We start from the raw sequence: 11,411 nt of genomic DNA, 5'->3' as shown, positions 1-11,411 counted from the left end.
GCGACTGTCAGGAGGATGGCGGAGCCGGGACGTGTCGTTCCTCTCACCTTCAGTGCCCCAGATACTTGAGCGCCAGGCAGGTGATGTCGTCCGACTGCGGCGCATGTCCCACGTGTTCGTAGAGCTCCTTGATCACATAGCGAACGATCTCCGCCGCACCCTTGCCGGCGGCCTCGGCGAGGATGTCCTCGAGCTCCGCTTCGCCGAGAAGTTCGTCCCGGGCGTTCATTGCCTCCGTGACGCCGTCCGTGAACATGAAGACGGTGTCTCCGGGTTTCAGGTCGATGTGGCCGGTTTGGTATTCGGCCCCTTCGACGATGCCCAGAATGAGACCGGTCTCGCCCACCACCGCCTCGATCTCACCGTTCGCCCGGATGACGTAGGGGAGGTTGTGGCCGCCGTTGGCGAACCGGAACCGACCGCTGCCCTTGTCGAGGTTGGCGAAGAACATCGTGACGAACATCGATTCTTCGTTCGACTCGCAGAGGAGATCGTTCACCTCTCGCAGACAGGTACCGGGGTCGGGGTCCCCGAGCCCGGTACCCTTCACAAGCGTGCGGCTCACCATCATGAAGAGAGCGGCCGGCACTCCCTTGCCGGAGACGTCGGCGACCACCACGGCCTGGCGGCCGTCTTCGACCTCGAAGAAATCGTAGAAGTCGCCGCCCACCTCCTTGGCCGGCGTCATCCACGCGAACAGCTCGAAAGCGGGATCGACCGGGAAGGTGGTGGGCAGGATCGCCTCCTGCATCTTCGCCGCCACTCCGAGCTCCTGACGAAGAGCGACGAGCTCGTCGCGGGACTGGAGGGCGTCCCTCATCACCTGAAGGTTGTTCATGGTACGCTGGATCGTCACGTCCAGATCGTCGAAGTCGATCGGTTTGGTGACGAAGTCGAACGCCCCGCGGTTCATCGCGGTCCGAATGTTGCGCATGTCTCCGTAGGCGGTCACAATGACCGCTCGGAGATCGAGGCTCAACTGGTTGATCTGCTGAAGCAGAGTGAGACCGTCCATCTCCGGCATGTTGATGTCGGAGAGGACAATATCGACATCGGAGTTGGCCTTCAGGACTTCGAGGGCTTCGACTCCGTTACTGGCGAAAAGGAGATCGACCTCCCCCTTGCGTACCTTCCGACGGAATTTCTGACGGAGGAGGAGCTCGAGATCGGGTTCGTCGTCAACTACTAGAATCCTCGTCATGAATTCGCACTCCAAGTGCGGTTGTGATGGTGAAAACGGGCGGCGCTGGTGCGGTGGAGTCGTCGCCCCTCTCGGGAACACAAACGTGGACGAAAGTTCGTTTCTTGCGCCCGGAATGGCAAGGGAAGGACGCTTCGAACACGACAGCCTCTGTACGGAATCCGCTAGGATGGGCTATAATTGGTCGTGCCGACGTCCACCTTGTCGCGGGGCCCGGGTGGATGCCCCGTCCGGAGCGGCCTCCTCGGTCGGACCTCTTCGGTTCAGGGGGTCTGGCGCCGAGGTCGTCATCATCGTATCTTCCGCCCTATCCCTCAGCATCGGGTCCTCCGCTCAACAGAAGGAAGAACCTCCATGAAGGTTGAAGTGACAAACTCCGGCCACGTAGCCATCGTCAACGTAGAGGGTCGCGTGGACTCGAGCACCGCCGCAGCGTTCGACACGTCGTTGGCCGACGCTCTCGTAGGCGATGTCAAGTCACTGGTTCTCGAGTGCTCGCACCTGACGTACCTCAGCTCGGCCGGCCTCCGCGCGATCCTCCTCGCGGTGAAGAGGACCTCGAAGGTCGACGGGAAGGTGGCCGTTTGCGCCGTCCAGTCCCACATTCTGGAGGTTCTGGAAGTGAGCGGCTTCACCCGTCTCGTCAAGGTCGCCGGCAGCGTCACCGAAGCGCGGTCCGCGATCACCTGATCCGAGCGGGCGGGACCGGCGGCCGCATGGAGCCGGCCCCGACAATCAGAACCGGGTGAAGGCCTGGATCTTCAGCGACCAGTCGGTCCCCGGGGTGCTGCCATCGGCATCCGACATGGCGCGATAGATGTCGAGGTTGGCGGCGATCCCGTTGCGCTGGGTCGCGTAGAGCATGAGCCCGGGAGTGAAGGTCAGGCCTCCGGCGGAACGTCCGCGATCATCTTCGGTCGTGGCCCACGAGACCCGCAGCATCGGCTCGAGCGCGGCGAAGCGGCTGTCCGGCGAAAGCTCGCGGTACCAGAGCCAGAGCGCCTGGGCCGTCGTGAAGGGAGCTTCCTCCGACACCTTCCAGTTCGTGCCGCGCACCACCGAGGCGATGAAGTGGGCGCCCGAGTGCCAGCCTCCCGTCTCCCATTCCACCCCGTAGACCGGGTCGCTGGTGGAGGCTCCGTCCGCTCGCACGCGGTCGTCGAGGGAGCCGTAGACGCTGAAGCGGGATTCCCCCGCCACCGCGAAGTTGAGCTGGCTCGTCACCGTCTTGCGCCCGTTCACGTCGCGATTGCCGATGCCTTCGCCGTTGGATAGCCCGAGTCGGTACGACACCCTGTCGCCGAGGTCGCCGACGGCCACCAGCCCGGGCTCGTAGGTGTCGAGCCCGAGCGACCAGGTGAAGTTCCCGAAAGAGCAAACACCTCCGATTCCCGGACACGGATCCACTCCGGGAACTCGCGCGTCTCGCTCGATCACCGGCAGATCGAAATTGGGCACGTACCAGAAGTACGACATGCCGCGCTTGACCTGGCCGATATGCAGCCGGAAGGACTCCGAGAGATTCAGACGCAGCCAGGCTTCGAGAGCCGCGCCGCCGGCCACGTCCAACTGGACCCGGCCGTCCACGAGCTCGTTCACGGTTCCGTCGAGCGTAGCCCACACCCGTCGCAGGAAGAAGGACGAGTTGGCGTCGTCGCTGTTGGCTTCGTACTGGATCTGCACACGTGTCGCGAGTCGCAGGTCGGACCCGGCGCCGGAGGCGACCTCCTGGGCGCGCAGCGGGTCGGCGTCCGGCGAGCCGATCCCCGCAAGGCCGCCGAGCGCGAGCAGGACCACCGGTAACACCGACCTGCGTTCCATCGTGTGAAACAACATGAACTGGCTACCTCCGTGAGTACTTCGTGTTAAGGTGCCCCCGCCAGGACTCGAACCTGGGGCCTACTGCTTAGGAGGCAGTCGCTCTATCCACCTGAGCTACGGGGGCGGAAATCCTAATGGTCGTCACGAGGCGCGCTCAGTCGTCCCCCTCGTCGTCGAACTCTTCCGGATCCGCCATTATGACGAACTCCGGGTAAGCGTCGATACCGAGTTCGGCGGCGTCCTGCCCGATCTGCTCGGCCTGCCTCGACACCCTGACTCCCATGGTGAGGTCCAGGATCTTCCAGACCGCGAACGAGGTCGCGAAGACGAAGGCTCCGATGGAGAGTATGCCGATCACCTGGGCCAGGAAATCGGCTCCGCCCCAAATGGCGGCGGCGATGGTACCCCAGACGCCGGCCATCAGGTGCGCCGGGATCGCTCCGACCACGTCGTCCAGCTTCAGGATCTCGAGCAGCTTGAGACCGGCGGTACAGATCGTGGCTCCGATCGCTCCGATCAGAATGGCCCAGGTCTGGTCGGGAAGGTCGGGCGCCGCCGTGATGGAGACGAGCCCCGCAATCGCCCCATTGAGGACGGCGAAGAGGTCGAGGCGGCCGAGTATGGGGCGGGAAACCAGGATCGCCGTCAGCACGCCCGCGGCCGCCGCCAGGTTGGTGGCGACGATCACGTTGCTCATGCCCACGGCGTCCTGAACCGAGCCGAGAGCGAGCATCGAGCCGCCGTTGAAACCGAACCATCCGAGCCAGAGGATGAATACGCCCAGAGTGACCAGAGGGATGTTGGAGGGAGGGGTCACCCGGACCGAACCGTCCTTGCGGAATTTGACGTGACGGGCACCGACCACCATCACGCCGGCCAGTGCGGCCCAGCCGCCGGTGGAGTGCACGATGGTCGATCCGGCGAAGTCGCTGAACCCGGTCTCGAAGAATTCGCCGGACCCGAGCCCGGCCAACCATCCCCCGCCCCACGTCCACGAGCCGATGATCGGGTAGATGACGGTCGTGAGAACTGCGGTGAAGACGAAGAAGCTCCAGAGCTTGACTCGCTCCGCGAGCGCACCCGAGACGATCGAGGCCGTGGTGGCCACGAAAACCATCTGGAAGAACCAATTCGAGAGCTGCGACGCTCCCTGGGAGGCGACGTCGGCGACGGCTCCCTCGTCGCTTCCCAGCATCCTTTCGGCCTCCGACGGACCGTATCCGAGGCGGATGTCGCCGAGGAATCCGGGGAGGAAGTCGTTGGCGCCGTACATCAGGTTGTAGCCGAGGACGAAGTACGCGATCCCCGCGATCGAATAGAGGCCGATGTTCTTGAGGCAGATGACCGCCGCGTTCTTGGTCTTGACCGATCCCGCCTCCAGAGCGGTGAAGCCTGCGCACATCCACATCACGAGCGCCCCGAGGACGAGGAAGGAGAAGGTGTTGAAGACGAATGTGGTTTCCATGTGAGGCGCCCGAGTGGGATGAACCGGGTATGACCAGGCGAAAGCGGTTGGAAATTTGTGGCCTGGGGTCACAGTCCGCAAGACTCGGGGCTCGAGCCGAAATGTCGAACCGGATCCGGAGACCATGTACGGCTATCTCCGGGACGAGACGCTAGATCAACCGGATCGCGGCGAACCCCGCCACCAGGATGATCCCCAGCGCCCAACTGAGCGGAACGAAGTAGCGGTCGATGAAGGCCTTGATCGGTTGGCCGAAATGGAAAATGAGTATGGCGACGGCGAAGAAGCGCATCCCCCGCCCCACCAGCGAGGCGGCGACGAAGGTCGGAAGGTCGATGGCGAAGACGCCGGCCGCGATGGTGAAGACCTTGTACGGAATAGGCGTCAGGCCGGCGAAAATCACGGCCCCGAAGCTCCACCGGTCGTAGAGCGCCCGCACCCGTTCGAAGGAGTGTTCGTCGACCCCGGCCACGTGTTCGAAGAAGAAGGGGCCGAGCGCGTCCCAGAGCTGAGCGCCGATCCAGTAGCCCATGACTCCTCCGGCGACCGAGGCCAGCGTGGCGACGGCCGCGTAGGTCAAAGCCCTCCTCGACCTCCCGAGCGCGAGCGCGATCAGCAGCGGGTCGGGCGGGATGATGAAGAACGACGATTCCACGAAGGCCAGCGCAGCCAGCGCCGGCATCCCGAACCGGGTCTCCGCCCAGCCGAGAACCCAGTCGTAGAGGCGGCGCACCGCCCCGGGCCGTGGTCCCGAACCCCGCGAGTCTCCCACGTCCGGTGCGCCTACTTCTCGCGCCAGCCGAACTCGCCCTTGAGCGGGACGAAGCGGACCGCGTCCCTCACAACCTCCTCCCGTACCGCTCCGCCCGTCCGCCTCACCATCACGAGCTCCTGGCCCTGTTTGGTTCCCACCGGGATCAGCATGCGTCCGCCGTCGGCCAACTGATCCACGAGCGCCTGGGGCACCGAGGGCGAACCGGCGGAAACCACGATCACCTCGAAGGGCTCGTACTTGCGCCAGCCGATGGTGCCGTCCCCCACGATCAGAGCGGCGTTGCTCACACCGATCCGATCAAGGGCGCGACGGGCTCTTCTGGAGAGATCGCGCACCCGTTCGATGGAGTAGACCCGGTGGGCCATGCCGGCGAGGAGGGCGGTCAGGAAACCGCTGCCGGTCCCGATCTCCAGCACCTTGTCTTCCCGGCCGGGGGCGAGCAGCGAGAGGTAGAACGCCTGGAGCGAAGGCTGCGAGGCCGTCTGCCCGAAGCCGATGGGCACCGCGCTGTCGAGGTAGGCCCGCGGCCACATCGCTTCCGGAAGGAAGAGGTGGCGGGGGGTGTCGTCGAAGAGCCGGAGAATGTCGAGATCCTCGACGCCCATTGCTCGGATCCTCTCGATCAGACGCCCGCGCGCTCCGGCGAAACGGTGGTCGCCTACAGGCTCAGATCCCATCCCTTGATCTCCTCGGTGATCTCATGATCGGTCAGGCTCAGGTGGACGGGGCTCACCGAAATATACCCCTCGTCCAGGGCGCAGAAGTCCGAGGCCTCGTCGTGATCCCAGTGCAGCTCGCCTCCGCCCAACTGGTAGAGTTCGCCCCCCGACGGATCATCCAGCCGTCGGATCGAGCCCTCGTATCGGCGGCGACCGAGCTCGGTCACCCTGCACCCTCGGACTTCGGAGGGCGGGACGGGGGGGAGGTTGACATTGATGAGCGTGCCGGGGAGCTCCTCCCGGGCCACGATGGCGGCGAGCAGCCGGTAGACGATCTCCTCCCAGCCCTCCACGTCGTCGAAGAGCTCGTGACCGGTGCGGGCGCCGTGGGAGACCGCGACCGCTCTGATGTCGTTGATGGTCGCCTCCATCGCCGCCGACACCGTGCCGGAATAGAGCACGTCCTCGCCCATGTTGGGTCCCCGGTTGATCCCGGAGAGACAGAGGTCCGGCGGGCTTTCCATGAACTCGGTCATTCCTAGGATCACGCTGTCGACCGGAGTGCCGCCGACCGCCCACCAACCCGCTGCGGGCCTGCTCACCCGGATCGGTCGATGCAGGGTGAGGGCGTGGGACGTCGTGCTCTGCTCTCCGTCCGGGGCGACCACGCTGACCTCGCCCAGGCGGCTCGCCGCTCGCGCCAACGTTCGGATACCGCGCGACGTGTAGCCGTCGTCGTTGGTGACCAGGATCTTCACACCGGGGTACCCTACCGGGCGTGCGTCTGATCGAGCGCCGCAGCCAGATCTTCCCGGATCGCCTCGATCAGGCCGGATTTCACGGCGGCGCTCACCTTGGAGGCGCTCGCCGGATCCCGCGTGCCCGCTATGATCCCTCTTACATCGTCCATGGTGCGTTTTTCGGTGTAGAGAAGGCGCTTGACGAAGATCACCAGGTAAATTTCCTGCACCTTGTAAATTCGGTGCTTTTGCCGGTTCTTCATGGGACGTATCTCGGGAAACTGGGTCTCCCAGTACCGAAGAACGTGCGCCTTGACACCGACGAGCTCGCAAACCTCTCCTATCGAGTAGTAGACCTTCCGAGGCTTCGTTTCGGTCATTTCCTACCATTCCTCCGGGCGCGGGGATCGCTCCATAAGGGTATCGAGAGCCGCCGCCGGAGCCCGTCCTCGATGAGCCACCCGGTGGACCTGTTCGGAGATGGGCATCTCGACGCCCTGGCGAGCCGCCAGTTCGACGACGGCCTCCACGGTTCGTACTCCCTCGGCCACGGACTTCATCTCTGCGGTGATCGCGGCGAGCGACTCCCCTTCCCCGAGTCGTACCCCCACGCCGCGATTCCGGCTCAGCGGACCAGTGCAGGTCAGGAGCAGATCACCCATGCCGGCGAGTCCGGCAAAGGTAGCGGCATCCGCTCCCATCGACACTCCGAGCCTCGTGATCTCGGCCAGACCGCGCGATACGAGAGCGGCCATGGTATTGTGACCGTATCCGAGCCCGACGACGATCCCGGCTGCGATGGCGATCACGTTCTTGAGAGCGCCGGCCAGTTCGACACCGACGACGTCGGTGCTGGTATAGACCCGAAAGCGATTTGTCTGCATGGAACGCTGGATGCGCGCCGCGAGCTCCGTCGACTCGGAGGCGACGACCACCGCCGTGGGCGTCCCGGAGGCTACCTCGGCGGCGAAAGACGGGCCGGAGATGACGGCGAAGTCGTGCCTAGCCGGGGTGAGCGTCGACGAAAAAAGCTCGCTCATGCGAAGCTGGGTCGAGAGTTCGATGCCCTTGGACGCACCGACTATCCGGGCAGCCGGCGAGAGATGGACCGCCGCCCTCTCCAGCACGCCCCGAACGAACTGGCAAGGCACGGCGGACACAACCAGATCGGCCCCTCGAAGGGCCGGCTCGAACTCCGAAAACGCCTCCATCGCACCGAGCTCCACATCGGGCAGGTATTCGCAGGTGCGATCTCGGTTGATCGAGCGAGCCACCTCCTCCTCGTAGCACCACACGCGCACCTTGTGGCCGGAGCGAGCCATCAGGTCGGCGAGAGCCGTTCCCCAGGCTCCCGCTCCCAGCACGGTGACGCTTTCGGTGTTTGGGTTCAAGTTGCCTTCCGCTTACTGAAACGGTTCTCGGTGCCGTTGAGCAGGCGTCCGATGTTGGCCCGATGTGCCCAGGTCCCGAGGACGGCGACGAGGACGGCGAGACCTAGGGGGCCGATCAGACCGGGAGCGCCGGTCGCGGGGTCGAAGCCGCCCTCCGCCCAGTAGACGAAGAACGGAAGCGAGACGACTGCGGAGATCGATCCTGCGGAGACGTAACGGGTCGTCAGCACGAGCGCGACCCAGACCAGAGCCGCACCGCCCACGCCGAGGGGAGAGAGAGCCAGGAAGACGCCCAGGGCGGTGGCGATCCCCTTCCCGCCCCGGAATCCGACCCAGATCGAGAAGACGTGACCAAGAACGGCGGCGAGCCCGATGGCGAGGGTCCATGCCTCGGGGGTTCCTCCCCCCGACTCGACGCCGGCGATCCCGAGCAGTGAAGTCGCGAACCATGCAGGCGCGAAACCTTTGGCGATGTCGAAGAGAGCCGTGGGAATCGCCCAGGCCCAGCCGAGCACCCGAACCACGTTGGTCGCGCCGAGGTTGCCCGACCCGTGGTCCCGCAGGTCGATGCCCCGGGCGAGTCTTCCGGCGATGTAGCTGGCTGGAATCGATCCCACAAGATAGGCCAGCAGTACGATTCCGACCGGTGCGATCCAGGTCACTTCGTTCCTCGTTCCAAGGCACGTCCGCCGTGCTCGACGCCGGTTCGAGCCCGTCTGCGCCTGCCGTCACGCAGGCGGACGCGAATGGCGCTGCCTCGGAACGGCCACGCCGCTCGGAAGCCGTTCTTCAGGTAACGGACGTAGTGGTCGGGAATCGCCCCCGGGTAATTTGCGAAGACCGCGAAGGTGGGAGGCCGAATCGAAACCTGCGCCGCGTAGCGGATCTTGACGTGCCGGCCCCTGTGCACCGGCGGCGGCTGACGGCCCACGAGCACCTCCAATACCTCGTTTACCTCGCTAGTCGCGATCCGCTTGCCGCGCTCGGCATCGACCTCCAGAGCGAGATCGAGGCATCGGCGAGCGCGCTGCCCGGTCAGAGCCGAGGCGAAGACGACGGGAGCGGCTTTGAGGAAGGGGGCGCGTTCGCACATTTCCCGCTCGATTCGCGGGGCGGTCATGGTGTCCTTCTCGACGAGATCCCACTTGTTCACGATCAGGATCACGCCCTTGCCGGCGTCCCACGCCATCCGGAGCACCCGCACGTCCTGGGCGGCGAGGGGATCGGCGTCGTCGGTCATGACCACGCACACGTCCGAGTCGTGGACGACCCTTTCGGTGCGCACCGCGGAGTAGAACTCGAGATCGTCCTTCACCTTGGCCTTGCGACGGAGCCCGGCGGTGTCGACGAAGACCAGCGTACGTCCGTGGTGGCGGAAACGCGAGTCGACGGGATCCCGTGTCGTACCGGGTTTGTCCGAGACCACGGCTCTGTCCTCGCCGAGAATGCGGTTCACCAGACTGGACTTGCCGACGTTCGGACGACCGACGACGGCGATCCGTACGATTCCCTCGCCCTCCTGGGGCTCCGGAACAACCGGCAGCTCCTCCACCACCCGGTCGAGAAGGTCGCCCGAGCCCTTTCCCGAAAGAGCGCTCACTCCGACGGGTTCGCCGACTCCCAGCTCCCAGAACACCTGGTGGGAGTGATCGAAGGGGAGGTTGTCGAGCTTGTTCGCGGCCAGAATCACGGCGCGCCCGTCGCGACGCAGAATCTCGGCCACATGCGCGTCGAGGGGATGAACTCCCGCCTTGGAATCGACGACGAGTATGATCGTGTCGGCCTCTTCGACCGCCGTGAGGGCCTGGCGACGAACGTAACGCACGATCGAATCGGAGCTCGCCTCGACGATTCCGCCCGTGTCGACGAGCAGAAAGCGCTTCCCCGCCCACTCGGCGCGAGCGAAGAGGCGGTCGCGGGTAACTCCTGGCCGATCGTCGACGATCGCGAGCCGTTTCGCCAGGACCCTGTTGAAGAGGGTGGATTTGCCCACGTTGGGTCGGCCGACGATGGCTACGGTCGGGAGGTGCGCCATCAGTTTGCCGCCAGCGCCGAAGAGAGCAGCCTGCCCCGCCGGACCTCCGCCGCACCGAGTCGGGCGATGAACTCCTCGAGCGGCAGATCGTCGATGAAACGATCGGCGGCGTTGAGCGAATCGGCGGGCAGGACGACGATCTCGCGGTCCCGCACGGCGCCGGTTCGCGTAACGTCCCCGCAGCCTTCGCCGGCACCGAGAGCCTCGAGGATGTCGCGCCCTCCCAGAAGCCCGGCTATGGTCACGGTCTCGCCGAAGTAGCGATTGGCGACCTCGACCACCTCGACCTCCGCCGAGGTCGAGCGAGCCAGTACGGGAGCGCATCCCCGCAGAAACGGCGCCATCGACTTGCCGGTCACGAGCCGAAGCCGCCCGCCGCCAAGCTGCGGAAGGGCGCGCATGCGGTCGAAGTCATCTAGAAAGAGGCGGAGCGCGCCGACGCCGTTCTCTTCCAAAGGCCAGTCGTCGTAGTAGGCCGCTTCCGGGACGCCCCTTCCGGCGATGAGAAAGAGCTCGTCCGCAGCGTAGCACCAGCCGAAGCCGCGCTCGCGGATGGCGCTCTCCCTCGCAACTGAGACCCGGTCGATCGCCGCCCCCGCCTCCGCAGGCGTGAGCAGCCGCACCGGCCTGTTCAGATTGTAGCGCGTGAGCCCCACCGGCACCACGGAGAGCGAGAGGACCGACTCCCCGAGGCCCCAGAGGTCCTCGACCGTGCGCTCCAGGTGACGGCCGTCGTTCCAGCCCGGGCAGAGGACGACCTGGGCGTGCACGTCAACTCCCCCGTCGGCGAGCTCCCGAAGCTGGTTCATGATGAGCCCGGCGCGTCGATTCACCAGAAGCCTCTCGCGCACCTTGGGCTCGGTCGCGTGTACGCTCACGTAGAGCGGGGAGATACCCTGCTCCACCAGGCGACTCAGCCCCTTCGGGCCTACGTTCGTAAGGGTCACGTACGATCCGTAAGTGAACGAGAGCCGAAAGTCGTCATCCCTCAGGGAAAGAGAGCCCCTCGCGTCCGTCGGATTTCCGTCGATGAAACAGAATACGCATTCGTTCGCGCACTCGCGCACCGTGTCGGGTTGCGGCACTATGCCGAAGGATCTTCCGGCCTCGCGCACGACCTCGTGAAGCGAGAGCAGGCCACCAGGCGACTCGCTCTCGATCGCAAGTTCGGAGTCGGCGAGTAGGTAGGTCAGGTCGATGTTGTCACGGACGCGCTCGCCGTTGATCCGCACTATGCGGGAGCCGATCTCGAGCCCCAGGCCTTCGGCGGGGCTGCCAACCTCTATCTCTGCAACTCTGACCATGGCCTGGCCGTTTACCCCCG

General features: G+C 65.4%; 12 protein-coding genes and 1 tRNA gene. 1 reads left to right on the top strand and 12 read right to left on the bottom strand.

Annotated elements, in window-relative coordinates; translation table 11 throughout:
- Positions 1-49 precede the first annotated feature (49 nt).
- Positions 50-1,201 (bottom strand): SpoIIE family protein phosphatase, encoded by a 1,152-nt coding sequence (locus J4G12_03340; protein ID MCE2454839.1) that lies wholly within the window; start codon positions 1,199-1,201, stop codon positions 50-52.
- Between the two features lie 354 nt (positions 1,202-1,555).
- Here J4G12_03340 and J4G12_03335 point away from each other — a divergent pair, with 354 nt between their 5' ends.
- On the top strand, positions 1,556-1,891 hold the full coding sequence (locus J4G12_03335) for an STAS domain-containing protein (protein ID MCE2454838.1): 336 nt from the start codon (positions 1,556-1,558) through the stop codon (positions 1,889-1,891).
- Between the two features lie 45 nt (positions 1,892-1,936).
- On the opposite strand, the gene J4G12_03330 is transcribed toward J4G12_03335, so the two are convergent.
- From J4G12_03330 to J4G12_03280, 11 genes are all read right to left on the bottom strand, one after another.
- Positions 1,937-3,037, bottom strand: coding sequence for a hypothetical protein (locus tag J4G12_03330; protein ID MCE2454837.1), 1,101 nt, complete (start codon positions 3,035-3,037; stop codon positions 1,937-1,939).
- A 35-nt stretch (positions 3,038-3,072) separates the two neighbouring features.
- Positions 3,073-3,146 (bottom strand) — tRNA-Arg (locus tag J4G12_03325).
- Positions 3,147-3,176: 30 nt separating this feature from the next.
- Positions 3,177-4,613: an ammonium transporter gene (locus J4G12_03320; protein ID MCE2454836.1), complete on the bottom strand. Its 1,437-nt coding sequence runs from the start codon at positions 4,611-4,613 to the stop codon at positions 3,177-3,179.
- A 25-nt stretch (positions 4,614-4,638) separates the two neighbouring features.
- A complete protein-coding gene (locus J4G12_03315; protein MCE2454835.1) occupies positions 4,639-5,169 on the bottom strand; it encodes a DedA family protein in 531 nt (176 codons plus the stop codon).
- A gap of 101 nt (positions 5,170-5,270) precedes the next feature.
- Positions 5,271-5,939 carry a protein-L-isoaspartate(D-aspartate) O-methyltransferase gene (locus tag J4G12_03310; GenBank protein ID MCE2454834.1) on the bottom strand — a complete coding sequence of 223 codons (669 nt, stop codon included), beginning with the start codon at positions 5,937-5,939 and terminating at the stop codon, positions 5,271-5,273.
- Positions 5,921-6,679: a 5'/3'-nucleotidase SurE gene (surE, locus tag J4G12_03305; GenBank protein MCE2454833.1), complete on the bottom strand. Its 759-nt coding sequence runs from the start codon at positions 6,677-6,679 to the stop codon at positions 5,921-5,923. Before surE ends, J4G12_03310 begins: the two co-directional genes overlap by 19 nt.
- A gap of 11 nt (positions 6,680-6,690) precedes the next feature.
- Positions 6,691-7,041 (bottom strand): MerR family transcriptional regulator, encoded by a 351-nt coding sequence (locus J4G12_03300; protein MCE2454832.1) that lies wholly within the window; start codon positions 7,039-7,041, stop codon positions 6,691-6,693.
- 3 nt (positions 7,042-7,044) lie between these two features.
- Entirely contained in the window at positions 7,045-8,052 is a 1,008-nt protein-coding gene (locus tag J4G12_03295; GenBank protein ID MCE2454831.1) for an NAD(P)-dependent glycerol-3-phosphate dehydrogenase, read from the bottom strand.
- Positions 8,049-8,705, bottom strand: coding sequence for a glycerol-3-phosphate 1-O-acyltransferase PlsY (plsY, locus tag J4G12_03290; protein ID MCE2454830.1), 657 nt, complete (start codon positions 8,703-8,705; stop codon positions 8,049-8,051). Before plsY ends, J4G12_03295 begins: the two co-directional genes overlap by 4 nt.
- Positions 8,706-8,710: 5 nt before the next feature.
- Entirely contained in the window at positions 8,711-10,087 is a 1,377-nt protein-coding gene (gene der / locus J4G12_03285) for a ribosome biogenesis GTPase Der (GenBank protein MCE2454829.1), read from the bottom strand.
- Positions 10,087-11,391: a DUF512 domain-containing protein gene (locus J4G12_03280; protein MCE2454828.1), complete on the bottom strand. Its 1,305-nt coding sequence runs from the start codon at positions 11,389-11,391 to the stop codon at positions 10,087-10,089. Before J4G12_03280 ends, der begins: the two co-directional genes overlap by 1 nt.
- Positions 11,392-11,411: the final 20 nt, after the last annotated feature.

It is taken from the genome of Gemmatimonadota bacterium, from assembly GCA_021295815.1.
In the GTDB taxonomy this organism is placed as follows: Bacteria; Gemmatimonadota; Gemmatimonadetes; order Longimicrobiales; family Gaopeijiaceae; genus JAGWBQ01.
The sequence above is the reverse complement of the archived record's forward strand: the minus strand, read 5'-3'. Positions and strand labels throughout refer to the sequence as shown.

What these genes read in the sequence shown, in the direction of transcription:
- J4G12_03340 (MCE2454839.1), bottom strand. Translation starts at nt 1,201, where the DNA reads ATGACGAGGATTCTAGTAGTTGACGACGAACCCGATCTCGAGCTCCTC.
- J4G12_03335 (MCE2454838.1), top strand. Translation starts at nt 1,556, where the DNA reads ATGAAGGTTGAAGTGACAAACTCCGGCCACGTAGCCATCGTCAACGTA.
- J4G12_03330 (MCE2454837.1), bottom strand. Translation starts at nt 3,037, where the DNA reads ATGTTGTTTCACACGATGGAACGCAGGTCGGTGTTACCGGTGGTCCTG.
- J4G12_03320 (MCE2454836.1), bottom strand. Translation starts at nt 4,613, where the DNA reads ATGGTCTCCGGATCCGGTTCGACATTTCGGCTCGAGCCCCGAGTCTTG.
- J4G12_03315 (MCE2454835.1), bottom strand. Translation starts at nt 5,169, where the DNA reads ATGCCGGCGCTGGCTGCGCTGGCCTTCGTGGAATCGTCGTTCTTCATC.
- J4G12_03310 (MCE2454834.1), bottom strand. Translation starts at nt 5,939, where the DNA reads ATGGGATCTGAGCCTGTAGGCGACCACCGTTTCGCCGGAGCGCGCGGG.
- J4G12_03300 (MCE2454832.1), bottom strand. Translation starts at nt 7,041, where the DNA reads ATGACCGAAACGAAGCCTCGGAAGGTCTACTACTCGATAGGAGAGGTT.
- der (MCE2454829.1), bottom strand. Translation starts at nt 10,087, where the DNA reads ATGGCGCACCTCCCGACCGTAGCCATCGTCGGCCGACCCAACGTGGGC.
- J4G12_03280 (MCE2454828.1), bottom strand. Translation starts at nt 11,391, where the DNA reads ATGGTCAGAGTTGCAGAGATAGAGGTTGGCAGCCCCGCCGAAGGCCTG.